The 23826-nt window shown below is 69.4% G+C and carries 24 protein-coding genes; 4 read left to right on the top strand and 20 right to left on the bottom strand.

What is annotated here, in order from left to right:
- Window positions 1–4: 4 nt before the first annotated feature.
- The 7 genes from mmsA to FNH21_RS12585 all read right to left on the bottom strand — a co-directional run bounded on the left by mmsA (window position 5) and on the right by FNH21_RS12585 (window position 8930).
- Window positions 5–1534: a multiple monosaccharide ABC transporter ATP-binding protein gene (gene mmsA / locus FNH21_RS12615; protein ID WP_055765436.1), complete on the bottom strand. Its 1530-nt coding sequence runs from the start codon at window positions 1532–1534 to the stop codon at window positions 5–7.
- A 117-nt stretch (window positions 1535–1651) separates the two neighbouring features.
- Complete coding sequence (gene chvE, locus FNH21_RS12610; protein ID WP_152816229.1) at window positions 1652–2770, bottom strand: multiple monosaccharide ABC transporter substrate-binding protein; 1119 nt, start codon at window positions 2768–2770, stop codon at window positions 1652–1654.
- 58 nt (window positions 2771–2828) lie between these two features.
- Window positions 2829–4343, bottom strand: coding sequence for an L-arabinose isomerase (araA, locus tag FNH21_RS12605; RefSeq protein WP_152816227.1), 1515 nt, complete (start codon window positions 4341–4343; stop codon window positions 2829–2831).
- Window positions 4340–5068, bottom strand: coding sequence for an L-ribulose-5-phosphate 4-epimerase (locus FNH21_RS12600; RefSeq protein ID WP_152816225.1), 729 nt, complete (start codon window positions 5066–5068; stop codon window positions 4340–4342). The genes araA and FNH21_RS12600 overlap by 4 nt, the downstream gene beginning before the upstream one ends.
- Window positions 5065–6792 carry a ribulokinase gene (gene araB, locus FNH21_RS12595; RefSeq protein WP_152816223.1) on the bottom strand — a complete coding sequence of 576 codons (1728 nt, stop codon included), beginning with the start codon at window positions 6790–6792 and terminating at the stop codon, window positions 5065–5067. The genes FNH21_RS12600 and araB overlap by 4 nt, the downstream gene beginning before the upstream one ends.
- A gap of 280 nt (window positions 6793–7072) precedes the next feature.
- A complete protein-coding gene (locus FNH21_RS12590; RefSeq protein ID WP_152816220.1) occupies window positions 7073–8140 on the bottom strand; it encodes a LacI family DNA-binding transcriptional regulator in 1068 nt (355 codons plus the stop codon).
- The gene (locus FNH21_RS12585; protein WP_152816217.1) at window positions 8124–8930 is read right to left on the bottom strand and encodes a carbon-nitrogen hydrolase family protein; all 807 of its coding nucleotides are present in this window, start codon (window positions 8928–8930) and stop codon (window positions 8124–8126) included. Before FNH21_RS12585 ends, FNH21_RS12590 begins: the two co-directional genes overlap by 17 nt.
- 77 nt (window positions 8931–9007) lie before the next feature.
- On the opposite strand from FNH21_RS12585, the gene FNH21_RS12580 reads away from it, so the two are divergent.
- On the top strand, window positions 9008–9514 hold the full coding sequence (locus tag FNH21_RS12580; protein ID WP_241743243.1) for a DUF427 domain-containing protein: 507 nt from the start codon (window positions 9008–9010) through the stop codon (window positions 9512–9514).
- A 144-nt stretch (window positions 9515–9658) separates the two neighbouring features.
- Window positions 9659–10345 (top strand): SurA N-terminal domain-containing protein, encoded by a 687-nt coding sequence (locus tag FNH21_RS12575; protein WP_152816214.1) that lies wholly within the window; start codon window positions 9659–9661, stop codon window positions 10343–10345.
- Between the two features lie 207 nt (window positions 10346–10552).
- Here the strand turns inward: FNH21_RS12575 and FNH21_RS12570 are convergent, their stop codons facing one another.
- Window positions 10553–11842 (bottom strand): adenylosuccinate synthase, encoded by a 1290-nt coding sequence (locus FNH21_RS12570; protein WP_152816210.1) that lies wholly within the window; start codon window positions 11840–11842, stop codon window positions 10553–10555.
- A 226-nt stretch (window positions 11843–12068) separates the two neighbouring features.
- On the opposite strand from FNH21_RS12570, the gene FNH21_RS12565 reads away from it, so the two are divergent.
- Window positions 12069–12671, top strand: a complete 603-nt coding sequence (locus FNH21_RS12565; RefSeq protein WP_152816207.1) for a hypothetical protein — start codon at window positions 12069–12071, stop codon at window positions 12669–12671.
- A 140-nt stretch (window positions 12672–12811) separates the two neighbouring features.
- Here the strand turns inward: FNH21_RS12565 and FNH21_RS12560 are convergent, their stop codons facing one another.
- The 7 genes from FNH21_RS12560 to FNH21_RS12530 all read right to left on the bottom strand — a co-directional run bounded on the left by FNH21_RS12560 (window position 12812) and on the right by FNH21_RS12530 (window position 17165).
- A complete protein-coding gene (locus FNH21_RS12560) occupies window positions 12812–13675 on the bottom strand; it encodes an oxygenase MpaB family protein (RefSeq protein ID WP_152816205.1) in 864 nt (287 codons plus the stop codon).
- Entirely contained in the window at window positions 13672–13962 is a 291-nt protein-coding gene (locus FNH21_RS12555; RefSeq protein ID WP_152816203.1) for a helix-turn-helix domain-containing protein, read from the bottom strand. Before FNH21_RS12555 ends, FNH21_RS12560 begins: the two co-directional genes overlap by 4 nt.
- The gene (locus FNH21_RS12550; RefSeq protein ID WP_152816201.1) at window positions 13962–14459 is read right to left on the bottom strand and encodes a DUF2975 domain-containing protein; all 498 of its coding nucleotides are present in this window, start codon (window positions 14457–14459) and stop codon (window positions 13962–13964) included. The genes FNH21_RS12555 and FNH21_RS12550 overlap by 1 nt, the downstream gene beginning before the upstream one ends.
- Before the next feature lie 152 nt (window positions 14460–14611).
- On the bottom strand, window positions 14612–14815 hold the full coding sequence (locus FNH21_RS12545) for a helix-turn-helix domain-containing protein (protein ID WP_152816198.1): 204 nt from the start codon (window positions 14813–14815) through the stop codon (window positions 14612–14614).
- 233 nt (window positions 14816–15048) lie between these two features.
- On the bottom strand, window positions 15049–15468 hold the full coding sequence (locus FNH21_RS12540) for a DUF3151 family protein (protein ID WP_191931941.1): 420 nt from the start codon (window positions 15466–15468) through the stop codon (window positions 15049–15051).
- Window positions 15469–15471: 3 nt separating this feature from the next.
- Window positions 15472–16491, bottom strand: coding sequence for a class II fructose-bisphosphate aldolase (gene fbaA, locus FNH21_RS12535; protein WP_055765477.1), 1020 nt, complete (start codon window positions 16489–16491; stop codon window positions 15472–15474).
- Between the two features lie 89 nt (window positions 16492–16580).
- A complete protein-coding gene (locus tag FNH21_RS12530) occupies window positions 16581–17165 on the bottom strand; it encodes a TrmH family RNA methyltransferase (RefSeq protein WP_338403282.1) in 585 nt (194 codons plus the stop codon).
- A gap of 166 nt (window positions 17166–17331) precedes the next feature.
- On the opposite strand from FNH21_RS12530, the gene FNH21_RS12525 reads away from it, so the two are divergent.
- Window positions 17332–18111: an HAD-IIA family hydrolase gene (locus FNH21_RS12525; protein ID WP_055765482.1), complete on the top strand. Its 780-nt coding sequence runs from the start codon at window positions 17332–17334 to the stop codon at window positions 18109–18111.
- Window positions 18112–18117: 6 nt separating this feature from the next.
- Here FNH21_RS12525 and FNH21_RS12520 read toward each other — a convergent pair whose 3' ends face one another.
- From FNH21_RS12520 to FNH21_RS12500, 5 genes are all read right to left on the bottom strand, one after another.
- A complete protein-coding gene (locus tag FNH21_RS12520) occupies window positions 18118–19116 on the bottom strand; it encodes a thioesterase domain-containing protein (protein WP_191931940.1) in 999 nt (332 codons plus the stop codon).
- A 38-nt stretch (window positions 19117–19154) separates the two neighbouring features.
- The gene (gene pyrE, locus FNH21_RS12515) at window positions 19155–19730 is read right to left on the bottom strand and encodes an orotate phosphoribosyltransferase (protein ID WP_152816193.1); all 576 of its coding nucleotides are present in this window, start codon (window positions 19728–19730) and stop codon (window positions 19155–19157) included.
- Window positions 19731–19791: 61 nt separating this feature from the next.
- Complete coding sequence (locus FNH21_RS12510) at window positions 19792–21000, bottom strand: ROK family transcriptional regulator (RefSeq protein ID WP_152816190.1); 1209 nt, start codon at window positions 20998–21000, stop codon at window positions 19792–19794.
- A gap of 85 nt (window positions 21001–21085) precedes the next feature.
- Entirely contained in the window at window positions 21086–22171 is a 1086-nt protein-coding gene (locus tag FNH21_RS12505; RefSeq protein ID WP_191931939.1) for an ABC transporter permease, read from the bottom strand.
- Window positions 22168–23688, bottom strand: a complete 1521-nt coding sequence (locus FNH21_RS12500) for a sugar ABC transporter ATP-binding protein (protein ID WP_152816187.1) — start codon at window positions 23686–23688, stop codon at window positions 22168–22170. Before FNH21_RS12500 ends, FNH21_RS12505 begins: the two co-directional genes overlap by 4 nt.
- Window positions 23689–23826: the final 138 nt, after the last annotated feature.

Here is a 23826-nt window from a genome sequence, read left to right as displayed (position 1 = left end):
GGAGTCAGTCCTTTTCCTTGGTCATGTACTGCATGAGGAGTTCGGGGGTCGCCTGCCCGATGGGCACTTCCGCGGTGATGCGGCCTTCGGCGAGGGTGTAGATGCGGTCGCAGATGCCGAGCAGCTCGGGCAGCTCGGAGGAGATCACGATGACGGCCTTCCCCTCTGCGGCGAGGCGGTTGATGATCGTGTAGATCTCGTACTTGGCGCCGACGTCGATCCCGCGGGTGGGCTCGTCGAGGATCAGGACGTCGGGGTCCGAGAACATCCACTTGGAGAGCACCACCTTCTGCTGGTTCCCGCCCGAGAGCTTGCCCGTGATGGCCGTGACCGTCGGGGCCTTGATGTTCATGGACCGCCGGTAGTCGCCGGCGACGACGGCTTCACGGCCGCTGTCGACCCAGCCGCGCTTCGCGAGCTTGCCGAGGGCGGCACCGGACACGTTGCGTTTGATGTCGTCGATCAGGTTGAGTCCGTACTTCTTGCGGTCCTCCGTGGCGTACGCGATGCCGTGCCGGATCGCCTCGCCGACGGTGCGCGCGGTGATCGGAGCACCGTTCTTGTAGAGCGTCCCGGTGATGTTCGAGCCGTAGCTGCGGCCGAAGATGCTCATGGCGAGTTCGGTGCGGCCTGCGCCCATGAGTCCGGCGATGCCGACCACCTCGCCGGCGCGCACGGAGAGGTTGGCCGCATCGACGACGACGCGGGCCGACTCCTGCGGGTGGTGCACCGTCCAGTCCTCGACGCGGAGCACCTCCTCGCCGATCACCGGTGTGCGATCGGGGTAGCGGCTTGCCATGTCACGGCCGACCATCCCCTTGATGATGCGCTCCTCCGTGACGGAGCCGTCGTGCAGGCTCAGCGTCTCGATGGTGCGGCCGTCACGGAGGATCGTCACGGAGTCCGCGATCGCCCTGATCTCGTTCAGCTTGTGGCTGATGATGATGCTCGTGATCCCCTCCTTGCGGAGTCCTTTCACGAGCCCGAGGAGGTGCGCGGAATCCTCGTCGTTCAGGGCTGCGGTGGGCTCGTCGAGGATCAGCAGCTTGACGTTCTTGGACAGCGCCTTCGCGATCTCCACGAGCTGCTGCTTCCCCACGCCGATGTCACCGGCACGGACCACGGGATTGAGGTCGAGCCCCACGCGGCGGAGGAGCTTGGCCGCCTCCAGGTTGGTCTCGTTCCAGTCGATGAACCCGCGCTTCTCGCGCTCGTTGCCGAGGAAGATGTTCTCGGCGACGGAGAGGAACGGGGACAGTGCCAGTTCCTGGTGGATGATGACGATCCCGTCGCGCTCGCTGTCGCGGATGTCCTTGAATTCGACGACACCGCCCTCGAACTCGATGTCGCCGTCGTACGTGCCATGGGGGTAGACCCCGGACAGCACCTTCATGAGGGTCGACTTGCCGGCCCCATTCTCCCCGCAGATCGCGTGGACTTCTCCGCGCGCGACGTCGAGGTTGACGTCCTGCAGTGCCTTCACGCCAGGGAAGGTCTTGGTGATGCGGCGCATCCTGAGGATGTTCTCCGCCATGGTCGAGCCTCGCTTACTTGAGTGGAAGTCCCGGCAGGGGCCGGGCGAGGTACAGCGCCTGTGGCTCCGGACCAGGGACGGTCCGGAGCCACAGGCATCATGGGTGCTGCGGGACGGCTACTTGAGCTCGTCCTCGGTGTAGTAGCCGGTCTCGACGAGCGCGGCCTCGTAGTTGTCGACCGTGACGATCTGCGACTCGAGCAGGTAGGAGGGGACGATCTTCTCGCCGTTGTCGTACGTCTCGGTGTCGTTGACCTCGGGCTCCTCGCCCTTCATGAGGGCGTCCACCATGGTGACGGCCTGCTTGCCGAGCTCGCGGACGTCCTTGAAGATCGTCGAGTACTGCTCGTCGGCGATGATCGACTTCACGGAGCCGACCTCGGCGTCCTGGCCGGTGACGACCGGGAGGTCGTCCGCGGAGTAGCCGCCGGAGGTCAGGGCCGAGATGATGCCGATGGACAGGCCGTCGTAGGGCGACAGGACGCCCTCGAGCTGCTCGCCGCCGCCGACCGTGAGGAGGTCCTCCATGCGGTCCTGCGCGGTGTCGGGGAGCCAGCGGAGGATCGCGGCCTGCTCGAACTCGGTCTGGCCGCTGGGCACGCGCAGCACGCCGCTGTCGAGGTAGGGCTGGAGGGTCTTCATGGCGCCGTCCCAGAAGAAGGTGGCGTTGTTGTCGTCCGGGCTGCCGGCGAAGAGCTCGACGTCGAACGGCCCTTCCTCGCCGGTCTCGGCGCCCTCGGCGTCGAGGATCCCGAGGCCCGTCAGGAGCGAGGTGGCCTGCTGGACGCCGACCTCCTCGTTGTCGAAGGTGGTGTAGTAGTCCACGGTGTCGGAGCCGTTGATGAGGCGGTCGTAGGCGATGACGGGGATGTCCTGCGCCTCCGCCTGGTCCAGCACGCTCGTCAGCGTGGTGCCGTCGATCGACGCGACGACCAGGGCTTTCACGCCGCCGTTGATCATGTTCTCGATCTGGCTGACCTGGGTGGGGATGTCGTCGTTGGCGTACTGGAGGTCCACCTCGTAGCCGAGGTCCTCCAGCTGGCTCTTGACGTTCTCGCCGTCGGCGATCCATCGCTCCGACTGCTGCGTGGGCATGGCCACACCGATCTTGGCGCCCTCGTTGGAGCCGCCCTCCGCAGCGGCGTCGTCGCCGCCGCCCCTGCTTCCACCGCAGGCGGTGAGGCTGAGGGTCAGGATGCTGGCGGCCGCGATGCCGGCCAGGTATTTCCGATTCATGGTGGAACTTTCTTGTGAGTGGTTTCCGGCGGCAGTGCCGGCTTTCGGGGAGTGGCTTCTACAGTTTCTGCGCGAGCCGATAGTACGCGGCGTTCCAGCGCAGCTCGCGCTGGAAGTCCCGCAGCTTCGTGTCGGCGTCGATCCGCAGCAGTTCGACCTCGGCGATGGCCGCGAAGTCCTCGAAGACCTCGAGGCCCACCGCGGTGGTGAGGACGGTGTGGTGCGCGGCGCCGGCGCTCAGCCAGGCCGCCGCGGACGTCTCGAGGCTCGGCTCCGGCTTCCAGACCGCGCGGGCGACCGGCAGGTTGGGCAGCGGGGCGTCCGGCGGGACGACCTCCACGGCGTTGGCCGTGAGGCGGAAGCGGTCCCGCATGTCCGACATCGCGACGACGACGCCGGGTCCGGCGTCCGTGTCGAACACGAGCCGCACCGGATCCTCCTTGCCGCCGATCCCGAGCGGGTGCACCTCGAGGGAGGGCTTCGACGTGGTGAGGGTGGGGCAGATCTCGAGCATGTGCGCGCCGAGGATCTTCTCCTCCCCCGGCGTCAGGTGGTACGTGTAGTCCTCCATGAGGGAGGCGCCGCCGGGGAGTCCGGAGCCCATAACCTTCGCGGCACGGACGAGGACGGCGGTCTTCCAGTCGCCCTCGGCGCCGAAGCCGTAGCCACGGGCCATGAGCCGCTGCACGGCGAGGCCGGGCAGCTGCCGGAGCGCGCCGAGGTCCTCGAAGTTGGTGGTGAACGCACCGAAGCCGCCCTCCTCGAGGAAGGACAGCAGGCCGAGTTCCTGGCGGGCACCGTAGCGCAGCGACTCGTGGCGGTCACCTCCCCGGCGCAGTTCCGGGACCACGTCGTAGGTCTCCTCGTACTCGGCCACGAGGGCGTCGACGTCGTCGTCCGACTGTGCCTCGACCGCCGCGACGAGGTCGTTGACGCCCCACGTGTTGATGGAGACACCGAAGCGGAGCTCGGCCTCGGTCTTGTCCCCCTCGGTGACGGCGACGTTGCGCATGTTGTCACCGAAGCGGGCCACCTTGAGCTCGTGGACGGCGGCCCAGCCGGCGGCGGCGCGCTGCCACGAGGCGACCTTCGCGCAGACGTCGGGGCTCGAGACGTGCCCGACGACGGTCTTCCGCGGCACCCCGAGGCGCGACTGGATGTACCCGAACTCGCGGTCGCCGTGCGCGGCCTGGTTGAGGTTCATGAAGTCGAAGTCGATCTCGGCCCACGGCAGCGCCACGTTGATCTGCGTGTGCAGGTGCAGCAGCGGCTTGCGGAGGGCGTCGAGGCCCGCGATCCACATCTTGGCGGGGCTGAAGGTGTGCATCCAGGCGATCACGCCGATGGCGTGGTCCGCCGCGTTGGCCTCGAGCGCCATGCGGCGGATCGAGGCGGAGTCCTTGAGGGTCGGCTTCCACACGACCTTCACGGGGAGCCCCGAGTCCGCGAGCATCCGCACGATCTCCTGGGACTGCTCCGCGACCTGCTGCAGGGTCTCCTCGCCGTAGAGGTCCTGGCTGCCGGTGAGGAACCAGACTTCGTAGGTGTCGAGGGTGGTGCTGAGCGGGCTCATGCTGGGGCTCCTGGGGTCGAGGGCTGACCGTACACGTTCTGGTACCGGTCGAAGAGTGAGTCGATGTGCTCGGACTGGATACCGGCGGGCGCACCGAGCTGGCGGGAGATATGGACGGTACGTGCCACGTCCTCGAGCATGACGGCCGCCTTGACGGCATCCTTCGCGTCCCTGCCGATGGTGAAGGGGCCGTGGCTCTTCATGAGCACGCCGCGCGAGCGGTGGCCGGTGAGGGTGTCCACGATGCCGCGGCCGATCGAATCATCACCGATGATCGCGAACGGACCCACGGGGATCTCCCCGCCGAACTCGTCCGCCATGGCCGTGATGACGCAGGGGATCGGCTCGCCGCGGGCGGCCCAGGCGACGGCGTAGGTGGAGTGCGTGTGCACCACGCCGCCGACGTCGGGCATGTGGCGGTAGACGTACGCGTGGGCGGCGGTGTCGCTCGAGGGCGACCGCTCGGATCCGGGAGTGCCCTCGACGACGTTGCCGTCGAGGTCGCAGAGGATCTGGTTCTCCGGCGCCAGCTCGTCGTAGCTGACGCCGGAGGGCTTGATGACGAACAGATCGGCGCCCGGCACGCGGCCGGAGACGTTCCCGCCCGTCCAGACGACGAGTCCGTAGCGCACGAGTTCGGCGTGGAGGGCGGCGACGTCCTCCCGGACGGCGAGGATCGCCGCCTCGACCTCGGGGCTGAAGGTCGCGGGGGTCGAGGTGCTCATGCTGACACCGCCTGCGGGGCAACAGCCGTGCGGGCCGCACGGCGCAGGGCCTTCAGCCGGTGCATGACGTCGTTGGCGCCGCGGCCGAAGTAGTCGTGCAGGTCGGTGTACTCGTGGTACAGGGCGTCGTACGCCTCGGCCCTCTCCGGATCCGGGGTGTAGGCGGCACGGTCCAGGTGGCCCATCGCCGCGGCTGCGGCGTGGATGTCCTCGTACGCGCCGGCGGCGACGGCGGCATGGATGGCGGAGCCGAGGGCGGGGCCCTGCGCGCTGCCGATCACGGAGATGGGCATGTTCAGGACGTCCGCGTAGACCTGCATGAGGAAGGGGTTCCGGATGAGCCCGCCGGCGGCGACGAACTCCGTCACCGGGACGCCGGATGCGTTGAAGGTCTCGACGATCTTCCGGGTGCCGAACGCCGTGGACTCCAGCAGCGCACGGTAGACCTCGTGCGGCTTGGTGGCGAGGGTGAGTCCCACGATCGTTCCGGACAGCTCATGGTCCACCAGGACGGACCGGTTGCCGGAGTGCCAGTCGAGGGCCACCAGGCCGTGGGCGCCGACGGGTTCCCCCTGCGCCTGTTCGGTGAGGTACTCGTGCACGCTGAGTCCCTCGGCCGTGGCGGCGTCCTTGATCTCGCCCGGCACCTGGTTCGCGACGAACCACGCGAAGATGTCGCCGACGCCGGACTGGCCGGCCTCGTATCCGTAGAATCCTTCGACGATCCCGCCGTCGACGACGCCGCACATGCCCGGCACCTCGCTCAGGCGGTCGGAGTTCATGACGTGGCAGGTGGAGGTGCCCATGATGGCCACCATCTGGCCAGGGTCCGTGGCCTGCGCCGCGGGAGCGGTGACGTGGGCGTCCACGTTCCCGACGGCGACGGCGATGCCCGCGGGCAGGCCCGTCCAGGCGGCGGCCTCCTCGGACAGGGAGCCCGCCCTCGACGCCAGGGCGCCGATGGCGTGCTCCACCTTGTCGCGGGCGAACCCGGCGAAGTCGGGGTTGAGGGCGGCGAGGAATTCCTCGGACGGATAGGCGCCGTCCTGGTAGATGCCCTTGTAGCCTGCGGTGCAGGCATTCCGCACGTACTCCCCCGTGAGCTGCCAGACGATCCAGTCGGCCGCCTCGACCCAGTGCTCCATGACGTCGTACAGCTCGCGGTCCTCCTCGAGCAGCTGGAGACCCTTGGCGAACTCCCACTCGCTGGAGATGAGCCCGCCGTAGCGGGGCAGCCACGCCTCGCCGCGTGCGGCGGCGAGTTCGTTGATGCGGTTGGCCTGCGCCTGGGCCGCGTGGTGCTTCCACAGCTTCACGTACGCGTGGGGGCGGCCCTCGTAGCCGGGCACCTCGTTGAGGGGGGTGCCGTCGGCGAGGGTGGGCACCATGGTGCAGGCGGTGAAGTCGGTGGCGATGCCGACGACGTCCTGCGGGTCGATGCCCGACTCGCGGACGGCGGCGGGGACGGCGGAGCGGAGGACGTCGACGTAGTCGGAGGGCACCTGCAGGGCCCACTCGGGCGGCAGCTGCGCACCTGTGGCCGCGAGCGTGGTGTCCATGACGGCGTGCGGGTACTCGAGCGTCGCGGCACCGAGTTCGGCACCGTCGGAGACGCGGACGACGACGGCGCGGCCGGACAGGGTGCCATAGTCGACGCCGATCACGTAGGTGTCGCCGCCGGCACCGGCCGGGGTCGTCGCGGAGCCCGGGGTGGAGTCACTCAAGGGAAGGACCTCTTTGTTCTTCTCGAGACCGCGAAGCGATGCTCTGGTGGATCGGAGCGCTGTAGGTGATCGGCCATGTGACCGTTCACATCAACGGCTAACAGTGTAGGTCCTTCCGGGTGGGCTGTGTCAACGGTCACGCTCGGGGACAACCGGCCGGGATGTCGGGGCGCCCCGGAACCGGACCGGCGCGAGGGCAGCCGGAGAGCGATTCCACAAGTGAGGCGCTCGGACGTCCTCGGGATGGGACAGCGCATCGGGCGTCCCGGTGCCGCGTGGGTCAGGAGGGCGGACGCGCCGTCGAGCCCCTCGACACGAGTTCCGTGCGGACCTCCGGGGCTGCGTCCCCATCCCGGACGGGCTCCGCCTCGCCGATGAGCCCGAGCAACCGGGCGACACACCGCCGGCCCAGCTCGGGGAAGTCCTGCCGCACCGTCGTGAGGGGTGGCTGGTAGTGGGCGGCCTCGGGGACGTCGTCGAACCCGACCACGCTCATGTCCTCCGGCACGCTCCGTCCCCCTTCACGCAGGGCATGGAGCAGCCCGAGGGCCATCTGGTCGTTCGAGGAGAAGACCGCCGTCACGCCCCGGGAGGAGGCCCCTGCGAGCAGCGTGCGGCCGGCACGGTAGCCGGAGTCGGCCGTCCAGGTGCCGGCGAGGAGCGGCTCCGGGTCGAGGCCCGCGTCCCGCATGGCGCGGCGGTATCCGCGGATGCGCGCCTCCGTCTCGAACCACCCGTCGGGCCCGGCGATGTGCGCTATCCGCCGGTGGCCGAGGTCGATGAGGTGCCGCGTGGCGAGCGCCGCCCCGCCCGACTGGTCGACCGAGAGCCGGTGGTCGTCGTGGCCCTGCGCGGAGTGCACCGTCACGAAGGGCAGGGTGATGGACAGGTGCTCGATCTCCGCCAGCGTCCGGGTCTGCGGCGCGAGGATGATGAGGCCGTCCACCCCGTGCGCGAGCAGGCGGTCGAGGGCGGACCGGATGGAACCGTCGTCGACGTCGTCGAGGTGTGCCACGTCCACCCCGTACCCCGCCTCCCGGGCTGCGCTGTCGATGGCCTGGAGGCTCGCTGCGGGCCCGTACTCGAAGCCCTTGCTGACAAGCACGCCGATGGTGGTGGAGCGGCTCGTCACCAGCGCGCGTGCAGCACGGTTGGGCCGGAAGCTCAGCTCCTCCATGGCCGCGAGCACGCGGTCCCGCGTCTCGGCGCGCAGGCTCGGGTGACCGTTGAGGACCCGCGACACCGTCTGGTGGGAGACCCCGGCGAGTCGGGCGACATCGCGGATGTTCGCGGCTCGCGGCGGCGCCGGGCCGTCCGCGGCCGTCACGGCGTCAGTGGGAGTCGACAATGGTGTCGTTCCGGGCGAAGCGCCTGTTGCGGAGTACCGGCAGGAATTCGCGGACGTCGTCGAGCCGGCGGCGCGTGACCTCGGTGGTCACGACGCCGCGCTCCTCGTCCTCGAGGTGCACCTGCGGGATACCCATGGGGTCGATGATGGCCGAGTGCCCGATGGTGTGGCCGCCGGAGGTACCCGCCGCCGCGACCCACAGCGTGTTCTCGATGGCCCGCGCCTTCAGCAGCGTCTCCCAGTGGTCGATCTTGTGCTCGCCCTTGAACCAGGCTGCCGGCACGCAGATGAGGTCGGCGCCGGCGTCGGCCAGGGCCCTCGCCTGCTCCGGGAACCGGACGTCGTAGCAGGTCATCAGCCCCACCCGCACGCCTCCGAGCTCCGCGACCTTGATGCCGCCGTCGCCCGGCTTGATGCGCGTGGACTCCTGGTAGCTGAAGGCGTCGTAGAGGTGGAGCTTGCGGTAGGTGTCCACGATCCGCCCGGTGGCGTCGATGAGGACGAGCGTGTTGAACGGCCGCTCCTCGCCGCTGGACTCGTAGCCGCCCGCGACCACCGCGATGGACTGCTCCGCCGCGAGGAAGGACAGCTGCTGGACGAAGGACGTCCAGTTCTCCTCCACAGCCTGCTGGAGTGGACCCTCGACCCTGCCGATCGAGAACATCGACTCCTCGGGGAAGACGATCAGTTCCGCGCCCTCGGATCTGGCCTCGGCGGCCAGCTCCCGCATGACCGCGAGGTTCGCCGTCGCCTCCCCGCCGGGTCTGAACTGGCCAACGCTGACTTTCATGCTGAACCTCACGTGTAGGCGGTATGGTGCGTCCAGCGTACAGACTCACGCGCAGCCTCCCGGAGTAGCCTCGTGGCATGAGGAACCCGATGAAGAACAAGCGCGTCACACCCGGACCCGGCCAGGAGTCCGTGTGGGACTACCCGCGGCCGCCGCGCGTCGAGGCCTCGCCCGCCACCATCGAGGTCCGCTTCGGCGGGCAGGTGATCGTCCGGACCACCCGGGCGGTGCGGGTCCTCGAGACCAGCCACCCGCCCGTGTACTACCTGCCCCTCGACGACTTCGCGCCCGGCGTGCTGGTCCCGGTCGAGGGCACCACGCACTGCGAGTTCAAGGGCGCGGCGAGCTACTTCGACGTAATCGCCGGCCGTGCCCGCAACGCGCGCGGCGCGTGGACCTACCCCACCCCCGTCCCCGGGTACGGGGAGCTCTCCACCCGTGCCGCCATCTATCCGTCGCAGATGGATTCCTGCACGGTCGACGGCGAGACGGTGCAGGCGCAGGAGGGCGATTTCTACGGTGGCTGGATCACGCGGTCGATCGTCGGGCCGTTCAAGGGCGGCGCCGGCACCTGGGGCTGGTGATGCGGGAGCGCCGGCCGCAGGGACCCCCGCCCCGCTCCGCCGCGGTCCTGCAACCAGCGGACCGCCGGCGCTCACGCCGCCGCCTGTCACCCGCGGTTGCTACAGTGGCACGCTGACCCGGACCACGAGGTGAGGACAAGGACCATGGCCTTCGGAGCCACAGCACGGAAGAGGCAGCTGCTCGCTGCCGTGTTCATCGGGGCGGCGGCGGTCCTGACCGCCTGCAGCGGCGATGGCGGCACCGCGGACAGCGCCCCCGCGTCGAGCGCCGCGAGCGACCCGGCGGCGGACACCGCGGAATCGGCCCCCGCCCTGCCGGAGCCGGACCTCGAGGGCCTGCCCGACGTCGTCGCCGTGGTCAACGGGACCGAGATCAGCCGCGACACCTTCACCACCACGTACACGAGCCAGTTCCAGCAGGCCGCCGCCTCGGCGCAGGCCAGTGGGCAGGAGCTCGACCAGGACCTGCTGAAGACCACGGTTGCCGACAACCTCGTGAGCACCGAACTGCTCCGGCAGGAGGCGGACGCCCGGGGCATCGAGGCCACCGACGAGGCGCGCGCCGCGGCGATCAGCGACCTCCTGGAGACCAGCGGCCTGGGGTCCGAGGAGGAGCTGCGCGCAGCCTTCGCGGAGCAGGGCCTCGACGAGGGAGCCTTCGACCAGCAGCTCTCGGACCAGGTGAAGCTGGACGCGCTGCTCGCCGAGGAGGCCGGCGACACGGCCCCCACCGACCAGGAGATCCAGGACACCTACGACTCCGCCGTCGCGCAGCAGGAGGCCAGCGGCGAGACGAGCACGCCGATCCCCCCCGCTGGAGGACGTGCGTGAGCAGATCGAGGAGCAGCTATCCGGCGAGAAGCTGTCCACGGCGACGCAGACCCTGATCGCGCAGCTGCGCGAGGATGCGGAGATCACGGTCAACCTGTGATCCATGCGCGGCCGGAACGGCGACGGCACCCCGCAGCGCGGGGTGCCGTCCGTGTCTGCGGCGGAACCCGGGCCGGGCTCAGTCGCCGATGAGGTCGCCGGCCGGGCTCAGTCGCCGATGAGGTCGTTGACCACGATGGTCTGGTCCCGGTCCGGCCCCACCCCGATGGCGGAGAACCGCGTGCCGGAGAGCTTCTCGAGGGCCCGCACGTAGGTCTGCGCGTTGGCCGGCAGGTCCTCGATGGTCCGCGCTCCCGTGATGTCCTCGGTCCAGCCGTCGAAGTACTCGAAGATCGGCTTCGCGTGGTGGAAGTCGGTCTGCGTCATGGGCATCTCGTCGTGGCGCACACCGTCGACGTCGTACGCCACGCACACGGGGATGGTCTCGATGCCCGTGAGGACGTCGAGCTTCGTGACGAAGTAGTCGGTGAAGCCGTTGACCCGCGAGGCGTGGCGCGCCAGCACGGCGTCGTACCAGCCGCAACGGCGTGGACGCCCGGTGTTGACGCCGAACTCACCGCCGGTCTTCTGCAGGTACAGGCCCATCTCGTCGAAGAGTTCGGTCGGGAAGGGACCGGCGCCCACGCGCGTGGTGTACGCCTTGATGATGCCGATCGAGCGGGAGATGCGCGTGGGACCGATCCCGGACCCGACGGACGCGCCGCCCGCGGTGGGGTTCGACGACGTCACGAACGGGTAGGTGCCGTGGTCGACGTCGAGGAAGGTGGCCTGGCCGCCCTCCATGAGGACCACCTTGCCGGCGTCGAGCGCCTCGTTGAGCACGAAGGTGGAGTCGATGACGAGGGGCTTGAGCCGCTCGGCGAAGGACAGGAAGTACTCGACGACCTCCTCGACCTCGACGTCGCGGCGGTTGTAGACCTTCACCAGCAGCTCGTTCTTCTGCTTGAGGGAGCCCTCGACCTTCTGGCGGAGGATCGACTCGTCGAAGACGTCCTGCACGCGCAGGCCGAGGCGGGCCACCTTGTCCATGTAGGCCGGGCCGATCCCGCGGCCCGTGGTGCCGATGGCGCGCTTGCCGAGGAAACGCTCGGTGACCTTGTCGAGCACCTGGTGGTACGGCGCCACGAGGTGGGCGTTGGCGGAGATGCGCAGCTTCGACGTGTCCGCCCCGCGGGCCTGGAGTCCGTCGATCTCGTCGAAGAGTGCCTCGAGGTTGATGACGCAGCCGTTGCCGATGACCGGGACGGCATTGGGGCTGAGGATGCCCGCGGGAAGGAGCTTCAGCTCGTACTTCTCGCCATTGACGACGACGGTGTGCCCGGCATTGTTGCCGCCGTTCGGCTTCACGACGTAGTCGACCCGACCGCCCAGCAGGTCAGTGGCCTTGCCCTTACCCTCGTCGCCCCACTGGGCGCCGACGATGACGATTGCTGGCATGGGATCCTCCCCCATTCGGTACGGGTCCTCCCCGCGCGACCGCGGTGGAGTTCGCCGTGCATCAGAACGCCCCAACCGGCCGCACGGTGCGCGGCCACTGGGGCTCTTACCGTCCGAGTTTAGCCGAGGCGCTCACGGGCCGTCGAAAGGCGGCGGGTATGACGGGAGCGGACCGGCCCGTGTGACGCCGGCGTCCACCCGCGCCGGGGCCGTGGAGAATGGGCGCATGGACCGCTTCGAAGGACACATCGCCGGGATCGGCACCGCCTCGGGTACGCGACTGGTGATCGGGAGGTGGGACTCGTCACCGTTCGGCGCCTTCACCGACGTCATGATGGAGGACTCGGCCGGTGTGCGCACCCTGCTGGCGCCCACCCGGGAGATCGCGGACTACGTCGGGGCGACCTACACCTTCGACGACGTCGTCCTCCTCGAGATCGTCTCGTCGCTGGAGTCGTCCCGCCTCCTCGTCGATGCCGGGGACCTGCAGGTCCAGGCCGAGGTCGGTCCGGTGACGCTGCTCGGGCGGCTGCTCGGTGTCCTTCCCTCGCGCCTGGCCACCCATCCCCGCTGGCTGGCACTGATCAACCCCGTGGCATCGCTCCTGGTGAAGGGGGTCGCGACGGCGGGCTCCGCGGGCAACGGCCGGACCGAGTACTACGGCGTGACATCCGCCCGCTCCCTCACGGGGGCGACGGCGTCCTGGCGCGGGTCGGATCTCGGCACGCTGGCCCCCGTCAGCCCGCCCGTCCGCTTCGGGTTCAGTTCGGCGCCACCGCGCCCACAGCTGGTCACCGTGACGACGACGATCAGGCGCCCCGGGGCCTGACCGCCCGGGCCCGGCCCATTCGCCCGCGCCGCGCGCCCACTTCCCGGTCGCCGGGCGCTGCCACGGCCTCCCCCGAGCTACCGGCCCATCCGCTCGCGCCGCGCGCCCACGTCCGGGTCGCGGGGCGCTGCCACCCCCGGCTACCGGCCCATCCGCTCGCGCGCCACGCGGTAGTGCGGCCAGTGGCGGAGCCGGTCCGGGAGCAGGGGCACGACGACGCGCGCGGCGCGCCGGACGACGGCGAACGCCAGCCGTTCCCGGCGTCGCCAGGGCAACCCGTAGGCCTGCCGGAGGGCCTCGGGGAGGACTCCCGCAGCCAGGACGGACGGGAGGGGGCGCAGCGGCCTGGCGACGATCGGCGGTTCCGGCGCGAGGATCTGCCCGGCGATCAGCCGGGCGGTGGGGCCGACGTCGAGCACGTCGCGCACCTGCTCGTCGACGTAGCGCTCGAGGCCCGGGTAGTCCTCGGGCAGGAGCGCCTCGGGAACCCCGAAGACCCGGCCCAGTTGCTTCATGTCGCGGTAGTAGTCCATCCGCTCCCCGGGCCCGAGCGGGCGCAGGAACCCGTCCGTCACCTCGATCGCCGTCCAGACGAGTGTCGAGAAGACCCAGAGGGCCGGCCCCGGATCGAAGGCACTGTAGGCGGTACCGGCGGGCATGGACGCGGCGTCGTCGGGCAGTGTGCCATGGACGGGACGGTGCTTCCCCGCGACCTCCCGCGCCGCATCCCTGACCTGGCCGTGATCCCCGAAGGTGACGGTCAGGACGGCGTCGAGCGTCCCGCGCAGTCGCCGCAGCGGATCGGAGGCGAAGCCGCTGTGGGCGCGCACGCCCTCGGCGACGAGCGGGTGGGCCACCTGCAGCAGGAGGGCTGCCGGGCCGCCCGCGACGATCAGCCGCTCACGGGCCACCCGCCACGCCGTGGAATCGGGACCGAAGAGGCCCGCGTCACCGGGCCGACCGCGAGCCGGGGCCCCGGGGAAGAACCGGGCCAGGCCCATCATGCAGGATCCCCCGGCGGCGGGACGACGCCGGGGGAGGACGCGCCCCCCGGGGAATCCGCCGGGGCGGCATCCGCGGAGTCGTCCTCGTCGGTCCACTCCAGCAGGTCGCCGGGCTGGCAGTCGAGCACCCTGCACATCGCTTCGAGCGTGCTGAACCGGACGGCCTTCGCGCGGCCGTTCTTGAGCACGGCGACATTGGCCGGAGTCAGGCCGATGCGCTCGGCGAACTCCCCGACGCTCATCTTCCGGCGCGCGAGTTCGACGTCGATCCGCACGATGATCGCCATCAGATGACCTCGTCGAGTTCCGTGCGCAGCTGGCGGGCTTCGAGGTCGGTGCGGACGGCCTGCACGAGCAGCGCCCGCAGCACGAGGACGATCAGCGCCACAGCACCGATCATCACCGCCACGCCGCCGATGAGCAGGACGACGCCGGGAGCCACCGCCTCCCCGGGGGCGAGGGCCACGCCGAGGCCGAAGGCCAGCAGGCTCGCGGCGGTGAAGGCCCCGATCACGATGTCCACCAGGCGGAAGGCGCCCGTCGAGAAGACCGTGCCGCGCCGCACCATGGTCAGCAGCCCCCACACGCAGACGACGGCGACCTGCAGGGCGAGGATGCCGAGCACCGTGAGGACGACCAGCGGTGTCCTGATGAGGGCTACGTCGGGATCGGCGGTCGAGACGTCGAGGGTCAGCAACGAGAGCATCACGACCTGGATGAAGACCGAACCGGCGAAGATGAGGCCCAGCACGATGCGCAGGGCCACGACGGTGATGTGGTGCATGACAGCTCCTTCTGCTGTTGGTCAGCACAAAGCTATCGTTCATCGATCGATACCACAAGCTTTACGACAGACAGCTCATACCTGACACCCCAAGGGTGCCACCGCGGTCCATCAGGTCCTCTCCGGGGACGGGCCGGAGTGGGCCTCCGTCCTCAGATCGAGTAGTCGGACCCGCGGTTCGTGGAGTCGATGTAATCGCGCACCGCGTTCTGCGGTACCCGGTAGGACCTGCCGAACCTGATGCTCTGGATGGTTCCCGATTGCACCAGCCGGTAGACGGTCATCTTCGAGACCCGCATCATCGCCGCTACTTCCGCGACCGTGTACAGCTGTCCCGTGGTCACACCTGTCGACATATCCAGCACCGCTCCCGATTCGCCTCACCACGCTCTGTGGAGCCTTTAACTCTGGCCGCACGCGTAACAGCTGCACAAGGAAGTGCACTACTCGTTTATGGTTCCGGGCATCACGATTCGGAGTGTGTTAGGACCTGCTTAACCCAGGACGCACAGGACGCACAGGACGCCCGGACGGCAGGACGGGCGGGGGGCTCGCGCCGCTCCGCCCGTCCTGGGATCCGTTCCCGCCGTCAGTTCGCGAGCTGGGCGCTCGCTTCCGGATCCGATTCCCTGAGGAACACCGCGATCCGCTCTGCCTCCTCGATCTCGCCGATGGACGCCGCGGCACGTCCCAGCGCGTACAGGGCGCGCAGGAAGCCACGGTTCGGTTCGTGGGAGTACGGGATGGGGCCCGTCCCCCGCCAGCCGTTGCGCCGGAGCGCGTCCAGCCCGCGGTGGTAGCCGGTGCGGGCGTAGGCGTAGGACTCGATGGTGCGGCCCTCACCGTAGGCCTCGTCGGCGAGGATCGCCCAGACCAGCGACGACGTCGGATGCCTGGCTGCGAGGTCCACGGCCTCGTCACCTGCGGCGAGACGCTCGACGACGTCGGTCTCCTCGGGCAGCAGCGTCGGCTCCGGACCCAGCAGGTTCCTGCGGAACTCGTCGGACACGGGTCAGAGCTTCTTTCCGGCGGACCCGAGCGACGTCGCGGCGGCCACGACGCGGGCCGCGAGGCCGGCCTCGGCCGAGGCGCCCCAGACGCGGGGGTCGTACGTCTTCTTGTTGCCGACCTCGCCGTCGACCTTGAGGACGCCGTCGTAGTTGCGCAGCATGTGGTCCGCGACGGGACGCGTGAAGGCGTACTGGGTGTCCGTATCGATATTCATCTTGATGACACCGTAGGAGACGGCGTCCGCAATCTCCTGGTCGGATGAACCGGATCCGCCGTGGAAGACGAGGTCGAACGGCTTGTCCTTGCCGAGCTTCTGCCCCACCTGGTCCTGGATCTCCTTGAGGATCTCGGGCCGCAGCTTCACGCCGCCCGGCTTGTACACGCCGTGCACGTTACCGAAGGTCAGCGCCGTGATGTAGCGGCCGTGCTCACCGGCACCGAGGGCGTCGATGGTCGCGAGGGCGTCCTCGACCGTGGTGTAGAGCTTGTCGTTGATGGCGTGCTCGACGCCGTCCTCCTCGCCGCCCACGGTGCCGATCTCGACCTCGAGGATGATCTTCGCGGCAGCGGCGCGGGGCAGGATCTCCCGGGCGATGCGCAGGTTCTCCTCGAGCGTCTCCGCGGAGCCGTCCCACATGTGCGAGTTGAAGATGGGGTCGCGGCCGTTCTTCACGGCCTCCTCGGACGCGGCGAGCAGCGGCAGCACGAAATCGTCCAGCTTGTCCTTGGGGCAGTGGTCCGTGTGCAGCGCGATGTTGACGTCGTACTTCCTGGCCACCTCCTTCGCGAAGGCGGCGAAGCCCAGCGAACCGGCGACCATGTCCTTGACGCTCGCGCCGGACCAGTAGGCGGCACCGCCCGTCGAGACCTGCACGATGCCGTCGGAGCCGGCCTCGGCGAACCCGCGCATCGCGGCGTTCAGGGTCTGCGAGGAGGTCACGTTCACTGCCGGGAATGCGAACCCGCCCGCCTTCGCGCGGTCGATCATCTCGGCGTAAACATCAGGGGTTGCTATAGGCATGCTGAGGACTCCTTCGTGGTGGTGAGTGCTTGCCTCATCCTAGCGAGCGGGTCTTCGGGGCGCAGAAGAAGTCGGCCGGGACGGCCCGTTCAGGCGTGCTGCCCGAAGACGTGGCGCCGCACCCAGCCGTGCATCGCGATGGCGGCCGCGGCGGAGGCGTTGATGGAGCGGGTCGAGCCGAACTGGGCGATCGACAGCGTCGCCTTCGCCGCCGCGTGCACCTCGGGGGTCAGGCCCGGGCCCTCCTGGCCGAAGACGAGGACGCAGCGCTCGGGCAGGTCGTACGTCTCGAGCGGCACCGAGTCGGGGAAGTTGTCGATCCCGATCACCGCGAGGCCCTCCCCTGCCGCCCAGGCGGTGAAGTCCGCGACCGTCGGGTGGTGCCGTACGTGCTGGTAGCGGTCCGTCACCATCGCGCCGCGCCGGTTCCACCGCCGTCGTCCGATGATGTGCACCTCCTGCGCGAGGAAGGCGTTCGCCGTGCGCACCACCGAGCCGATGTTGAGATCGTGCTGCCAGTTCTCGATGGCGACGTGGAAGCCGTGCCTGCGTCCGTCGAGGTCCGCGACGATGGCCTCGTGGGTCCAGTAGCGATACGCGTCGACGACGTTCCGGGTGTCCCCCGCCGCCAGCAGCTCGCGGTCCCAGTGGTCGCCGTCGGGCCACGCGCCCACCCAGGGACCGACCCCGACCGCGGGCGCACCGGTCGCGCCGTCCCGAGCCGCCGGAGCGTCGTCGGCGGTGCGTCCGGGCTCAGGCAGGGTTTCTTCCACCGTCCCAGCGTAGACGGCGGCAAAGGTGGAAGACTGGCAGCGGACGGCCCACCCCGGAAGGACGAACATGCGCGAGAACGAACACATCGAGTGCTGGCTCACCGACATGGACGGGGTCCTGGTGCACGAGAACCACGCCATCCCCGGCGCGGCCGAACTGATCGACCGGTGGGTCGCCACGTCCAAGCGGTTCCTGGTGCTGACGAACAACTCGATCTACACGCCACGCGACCTCGCGGCCCGCCTGAAGGCATCGGGCCTCGAGATCCCCGAGGAGAACCTCTGGACCTCCGCGCTCGCCACCGCCCAGTTCCTGCGGGACCAGCTGCCGGGCGGCCGCGCCTACGTGATCGGCGAGGCCGGACTGACCACGGCGCTGCACGAGGCAGGCTTCGTCCTCACGGACACGAACCCGGACTACGTGGTGCTCGGCGAGACGCGCACGTACTCGTTCGAGGCGATCACCAAGGCCGTGCGCCTCATCCTCGACGGCGCACGCTTCATCGCGACCAACCCGGACGTCACCGGTCCGTCCAAGGAGGGCCCGCTCCCCGCGACGGGCGCGATCGCCGCGATGATCACGGCGGCGACCAGCCGCGACCCCTACATCGTCGGCAAGCCGAACCCCATGATGTTCCGGTCGGCGATGAACCAGATCGACGCGCACTCCGAGACCACGGCGATGATCGGCGACCGCATGGACACCGACATCATCGCCGGCATGGAGGCCGGGCTGCACACCGTGCTCGTCCTGAGCGGGATCACGCAACCGGCCGACATCGAGGCCTACCCCTTCCGCCCGGCGCAGATCGTCGACTCCGTCGCGGACCTCATCGACCAGGTCTGACACGGCTCAGAAGTAGCGCTTCCACCCGCCGCCGCCGGGCGCCGGGACGTACGCGTCCTGCACCGCGGTGACGATCGACTGGTAGATCCCGGGGTTCCACTGGGGGCTGGCGTGAGCCGGAAGCGCACCCGCGGTGACGTAGTCCGTCGCCACCACGTTGTCGGGCAGTCCCCGCACCCACCCCGCCCGCGCCGTCGGATAGTCGACGACGCCGTCGTCCGGGTTGCCGGCGAACACCACCTTCGTGTCCCCGAGGGACAGGCTGAAGCGCGAGACGTCGAAGTGGTAGATGTACGAGGACTCGGACTGGATGAGTTCGCTGCTGGGAGCCAGGGGCGAGACCTGCTCGAGGGTCTGGTCGACGATCTGGCTCCAGGTCCGCTCGTTCTTGTGGACGATCCGCTCGCCGAGCTCGTACGTGCCGCGCAGGCTGATCGGCACGCGGACGCCGGCCTCGTAGAGCAGCACCACGCCGTCGAACATGCGCTGGTCCCGCACGTCGAACCGGCTGGACGGGGAGGAATCGAGGAGGACCAGTTCCACGGGGATGCCGCGGTCCTGCAGGCGGGCGGCCACCTCGACCGCCACCATCCCGCCGAAGCTGTGGCCGTAGAAGTACAGCTTCTCGAGCCGGAAGTTGTCGACGTAGCGGTTCATGGTGGCGACCACGTTGTTGATGTCCAGGCCCCGGTTCGAGTACCCCATGACGGCCATCTGTGCACGCCGTGACAGGGCCGGCCGGATCGAGTTGAGGATCCAGAGCCCCTCCTCCCAGCTGGTCTTGTACCCGGGGAACAGCACCCAGCGGTCGTTCGGGAAGCGGGCGCGCGCCGCTTCGTCGTCGAGCGGCAGGATCCGCGTCTGCTCGCGCTGGGACTGGATGACCCGGGTGAACGCGAGGTCGGTGCTGACCACCGCGGCGAGCGCCGAGCCGATGAGGAAGGACCGGCGGGATGACCGGCGGAAGTCGCGGGCGCGCTGCAGCGAGAGCGCGTCGTCGTCCACCCGCCGCTCCCCTCCGTCAGCGCTACCGGAGGTGCCCGTCAGGCGAGGCCCAGCTCGTCCTTGCCGAAGGCGAAGAGGTAGGGCACCCCGGCCTCGGACTCGATCCGTTCCTTGGAGCCCGTGGTCCTGTCCACGATCACGGCGACCGCCCGGACGTCACCGCCGGCCCGGCGCACGCCCTCGACCGCGGTCAGGGCGGAACCGCCCGTGGTGGAGGTGTCCTCGAGGACGACGACGGGACGGCCGGACACGTCGGGTCCCTCGACCTGCCGGCCCATGCCGTGCGTCTTCTGGGTCTTGCGGACCACGAAGGCGTCGACGGGACGGCCGGCCTGCGCGGCGGCGTGCATGACGGCGGTGCCCACCGGGTCGGCCCCCATGGTCAGGCCGCCGGCGGCCTCGAAGGCGATGCCGGCGTCGTCGAGCAGTGCGAGCATGACCCGGCCCACGAGCACCGATGCCTCGTGGTGGAGGGTGATCCGGCGGAGGTCGATGTAGTAGTCCGCCTCGACGCCGCTGGAGAGCGTCACGCGCTCGTGCACCACGGCGAGGTCCTTGATCAGCTCCAGGAGCCGGGAGCGGTCGGAGGTCTGCACGGAGGTCTCGGCGGTCATGCGGCCAGTCTATCGAGAGCGCGTGTCACGCTGCGCACCGGTCCGCGGCGTTCGCGTGGTCTCAGCCCGGGATCGTCTCACCGAGGCCGAGGACCATGTCGTCGATCCGCTGGGGGGACATCGCGTCATGGATGGCCAGCATGCTCGCGCCCAGCACGCCCGCGTCGATCCCGGAGGACGACTGGACGATCTGCAGGTGCTGCGTGGCGAGGGGGACCGTGCGCGAGTAGACGACCTCACGGATACCGGCGATGAAGTGCTCGCCCGTGAGCGCCATCGACCCTCCGATGACGATGACCGACGGGTTCATCAGGCTCACGCAGGCCGAGAGGACCTCTCCGACATCACGACCGGCCTGACGCACTGCGTGGACCGCGTCCTTGTTCCCGCTTCCCACGAGACGGACGACGTCCTCGGCAGTATGCGCGTCCAGCCCGAGCGCACGAAGCTTCGCGGCGACGGCCGGGCCGGAGGCGACGGCCTCGAGGCAGTCCAGGTTGCCGCAGTGGCACGGGACGCCCGTGCCGTTGTGCACGCGGATGTGCCCGATATCACCGGCGACACCGTCCGCGCCACGCTGCAGCATGCCGTTGGACACGATGCCCGAGCCGATACCCGTGGCGACCTTCACGTAGATCAGCTCACCGGTGTCCGGCCACGCCGCGTTCCGCTCCCCCACGGCCATGACGTTGACGTCGTTGTCGACGAGGACCGGGACGTGGAAGTGGTCCTGCAGGTAGCCGGGGACGTCGAAGCGGTTCCAGCCGGGCATGATCGGCGGGTTGATGGGCATGCCGGTCCTGTGCTCCACGGGCCCCGGCACACCGACCCCTATCGCCAGGAGATCCGCGAGGTCACGGTCCGAGTCCGCCAGCAGTCCGGAGGCCATCTCCACCACCGCATCGAGGACCGCGGTCGGGCCGATGGCCACCTCCATCGAACGAGCGGCTTCACGCAGCTGGTGACCCGTGAGGTCGGTCAGTGCCACGCGCAGGTGCGACGCCCCGATGTCCACCCCCAGGACGACCTTGCTCCCCGCCTTGAGGGCGATCCGCGAGGACGGCCGCCCACCCGTGGAGACGGCATCGTCGACGAAACCGACCAGGCCCAGCTCCATCAGGGATTCGATGCGGAGCGTCACCGTGGAGCGCGCGAGTCCCATCTGGCCGGCGAGCTCGGACCGGGTGCGGGGCCGTCCGTCCCGCAGGATCTGAAAGAGCTCGCTGGCTCCGGAGGAGCCGAGGCCGTTGAAGCTGCTTACGTCGCGCATCGACTTATTACAGCATGAAAACCGACGGAACACGGGTGGCACGGGATCGTGCGTGATCCACCCTTGGTTCGCCGCTCCACGGGGATCAGCTCGTCGCCGCTGCGTCTGTCCGGACCGCGTTCTTCAGGCGCCTGCGCGGCCCCTGCGAGGCGAAACGCTGCTGCAGGAGGACGGCGCCCACGAGGATGAGGGCCCGGGCCAGCGCCTGGATGGAGGTGTCGAGGTTGTTCTGGGTGAAGACGTTGATGAGGGTACTGAAGATCAGCACCCCGAGCACGGTGCCCATGATCGTGCCGCGGCCACCGACGAGTAGGGTCCCGCCGACGACGACGGCCGCGATGACGTCGAGTTCGACGAGGAGCCCGTGCGTGGAGGTACCGGCCGTGGTGCGGCCGAGGTACATGATGCCGCCGATACCCGCCGTGAACCCCGCGAGGACGTAGAGGTACACCAGGTGACGCCTCACCTTGATGCCGGCGAGCCGGGATGCCTCGAGGTTCCCGCCGATGGCGATGGTGCGCCGACCGAAGGTGGTGCGGTTCAGGAGGAACCAGCCGCCCGCGGCGACCACGGCGAAGATCCAGACCAGGATGGGGACGCCGAGCAGGTCGGCGCGTAGGACCTCGAGGAAGTCCCGGTTGCCGACCACCTGCGTCCGGCGGCCGGAGATGAGCTCCGCGAGACCACGTGCGCCGATGAGCATGGCCAGGGTGGCGATGAAGGCGACCACCTTGCCGTACGCGATCAGGACGCCGTTGACGAGTCCGGCAGCGGCGCCGACGGCGAGGGCGACGATCACCATGAGGAGCCATGAGGACTGTGCCGCCGCCATCTGCACGCTGGTGAGGCTCGCCACGACCGTCGTCAGGCCGATCACCGACCCGACGGACAGGTCGATCCCGCCCGCGGTGATGACGAAGGTCACGCCGATGCTCACCACCCCGATGATCGATGCGTACCGGAGGATCGTGAGCATGTTCTCGAGGTTCAGGAAGCGGTCCCCACTGGTGACCGCTCCCACCACGAGGAGCAGGGCGAGCGCGATGACCAGTCCGAGGTTGCGCCCTGCCGAACCCCGCACGAAGGCGTGCAGCGGATTGGTCCGCCCGGGGCGTCCGTGCTCCGGCGCATCGGGGTTCGGCTCGGCCACCTTCGTGTTCTGCTCGCTCACGCGGCACTTCCCTTCATGATGAGGTCGAGCACGCGGTGCTCGTCCAGGTCGCTGGCATTCGTCTGGGTGAGGACCCTGCCGTCATCGATGACGAGCACCGTGTCCGCGAGTCCCAGGACTTCTTCGATCTCGCTCGAGATGACGATGATGGCGGTACCGGCGTCGGCGAGCGCACGGATGAGCTCGTAGATCTCGGCCCTCGCTCCGACGTCGACGCCGCGCGTCGGTTCGTCGAGCAGGAGCACCGAGGTCCCGTGCACGAGCCACCGGCCCAGCAGGATCTTCTGCTGATTGCCGCCGGAGAGGGTCCGGGCCGGGCGGTCGGGATCGGCAGGACGGAGTTCCAGAGCCGCGATCTGCTCGCGAGCCGCCTGCCGCTCGGCCGCCTCGTCCAGATACCCGGCACGGGCGAACCGCCCGAAGGTGGACAGCGTGACGTTCTTGAACACGGGTTCGTCCAGGATGAGTCCCTGGCTCTTGCGCTCCTCCGGGGACAGGCCGATACCGGCGTCGACGGCCGAGGTGACGGAACCCGGGCGAAGGACCTTCCCCTGGACGGTGACCGTCCCCGAGGACGCCTTGCGCGCTCCGTAGATCGTCTCGATGATCTCCGAGCGCTTCGAGCCCACCAGGCCGGCGAGGCCCAGGACCTCACCGGCGCGCAGGGTGAAGCTCAGCCTGTCGAAGTGGCCGTCGAGCTCGAGGTCCTCCACCGCCAGCACGACCGGCGCGTCAGCAGCCGGGGGCCGCCGCTCGGGGAACACGTTCTCGATGTCCCGGCCGGTCATGAGCCGGATCAGCTCGGCTCTCGGGGTGTCCCGGACGTCGAGGCCCGTCGCGGTGCTCCGACCGTCCTTGATGACGGAGATGCGATCACCGATCTGCCTGATCTCCTCCAGCCTGTGGGAGATGTAGACCACGGCGATCCCCTGCGTGGTGAGCTCACGCACCACCCGGAACAGATTGGTGACCTCCCCCGAGTCGAGGATGGCGCTCGGCTCGTCCATGATGATGAGCTTCGTGTCCCGCGACAGCGCGCGAGCCAGGCTGACGATCTGCTTGTTGGCCGCCGACAGCGCTCCGACTTCCGTCGACGGCGACAGCCGACCATGACCGAGGCGGTCGAGCAGCGCCCGCGTCAGCGCGTGGGCCTTCCGGACGCGGAGCACTCCCCCGCTGGCCACCTCGTGCCCGAGGAAGATGTTCTCGGCGATCGACAGTCCGTCGACCACATCCAGTTCCTGGTACATCGTGGCGATCCCGAGGGCGAGTGCCGCGGTCGGACCGGGTAGGGAGATCGCCTCGCCCTCCCAGTAGATCTGCCCGCTGTCGGGCTGATGGACCCCGGACAGCGTCTTGATGAGCGTCGACTTGCCGGCACCGTTCTGGCCCATGACGCAGTGCACCTCTCCCCGTCGCACCTGCAGGTCCACGCCCTTGAGGGCCTGGACCCCGGCGAACTGCTTGGTGATCCCGCGGACTTCCAACAGGGGCAGGGAGTGATCGTCATCGAACATGTGACGAAGGTAACACATTATGTCGATTATCGGTGGAAAGGCGTCGATTCCTTCCATCCTTCTGTTACTGTGAGGCAAGTCATGCTGAGTTGCCCCACTCGGGCGAGGATCGCGGCTCTGCCAAGTTCATTACTCAAA

It is taken from the genome of Arthrobacter bussei (genome assembly GCF_009377195.2).
Classification (GTDB): Bacteria; Actinomycetota; Actinomycetes; order Actinomycetales; family Micrococcaceae; genus Arthrobacter_D; species Arthrobacter_D bussei.
This window is presented reverse-complemented; position numbering and strand designations above follow the sequence as displayed.

Excerpts from the sequence above, each read along its gene's own strand:
- mmsA (WP_055765436.1), bottom strand. The coding sequence starts at position 1,534 with ATGGCGGAGAACATCCTCAGGATGCGCCGCATCACCAAGACCTTCCCT.
- chvE (WP_152816229.1), bottom strand. The coding sequence starts at position 2,770 with ATGAATCGGAAATACCTGGCCGGCATCGCGGCCGCCAGCATCCTGACC.
- araA (WP_152816227.1), bottom strand. The coding sequence starts at position 4,343 with ATGAGCCCGCTCAGCACCACCCTCGACACCTACGAAGTCTGGTTCCTC.
- FNH21_RS12600 (WP_152816225.1), bottom strand. The coding sequence starts at position 5,068 with ATGAGCACCTCGACCCCCGCGACCTTCAGCCCCGAGGTCGAGGCGGCG.
- FNH21_RS12585 (WP_152816217.1), bottom strand. The coding sequence starts at position 8,930 with ATGAAAGTCAGCGTTGGCCAGTTCAGACCCGGCGGGGAGGCGACGGCG.
- FNH21_RS12580 (WP_241743243.1), top strand. The coding sequence starts at position 9,008 with ATGAGGAACCCGATGAAGAACAAGCGCGTCACACCCGGACCCGGCCAG.
- FNH21_RS12575 (WP_152816214.1), top strand. The coding sequence starts at position 9,659 with ATGGCCTTCGGAGCCACAGCACGGAAGAGGCAGCTGCTCGCTGCCGTG.
- FNH21_RS12570 (WP_152816210.1), bottom strand. The coding sequence starts at position 11,842 with ATGCCAGCAATCGTCATCGTCGGCGCCCAGTGGGGCGACGAGGGTAAG.
- FNH21_RS12565 (WP_152816207.1), top strand. The coding sequence starts at position 12,069 with ATGGACCGCTTCGAAGGACACATCGCCGGGATCGGCACCGCCTCGGGT.
- FNH21_RS12560 (WP_152816205.1), bottom strand. The coding sequence starts at position 13,675 with ATGATGGGCCTGGCCCGGTTCTTCCCCGGGGCCCCGGCTCGCGGTCGG.
- FNH21_RS12555 (WP_152816203.1), bottom strand. The coding sequence starts at position 13,962 with ATGGCGATCATCGTGCGGATCGACGTCGAACTCGCGCGCCGGAAGATG.
- FNH21_RS12550 (WP_152816201.1), bottom strand. The coding sequence starts at position 14,459 with ATGCACCACATCACCGTCGTGGCCCTGCGCATCGTGCTGGGCCTCATC.
- FNH21_RS12545 (WP_152816198.1), bottom strand. The coding sequence starts at position 14,815 with ATGTCGACAGGTGTGACCACGGGACAGCTGTACACGGTCGCGGAAGTA.
- fbaA (WP_055765477.1), bottom strand. The coding sequence starts at position 16,491 with ATGCCTATAGCAACCCCTGATGTTTACGCCGAGATGATCGACCGCGCG.
- FNH21_RS12525 (WP_055765482.1), top strand. The coding sequence starts at position 17,332 with ATGCGCGAGAACGAACACATCGAGTGCTGGCTCACCGACATGGACGGG.
- pyrE (WP_152816193.1), bottom strand. The coding sequence starts at position 19,730 with ATGACCGCCGAGACCTCCGTGCAGACCTCCGACCGCTCCCGGCTCCTG.
- FNH21_RS12510 (WP_152816190.1), bottom strand. The coding sequence starts at position 21,000 with ATGCGCGACGTAAGCAGCTTCAACGGCCTCGGCTCCTCCGGAGCCAGC.
- FNH21_RS12500 (WP_152816187.1), bottom strand. The coding sequence starts at position 23,688 with ATGTTCGATGACGATCACTCCCTGCCCCTGTTGGAAGTCCGCGGGATC.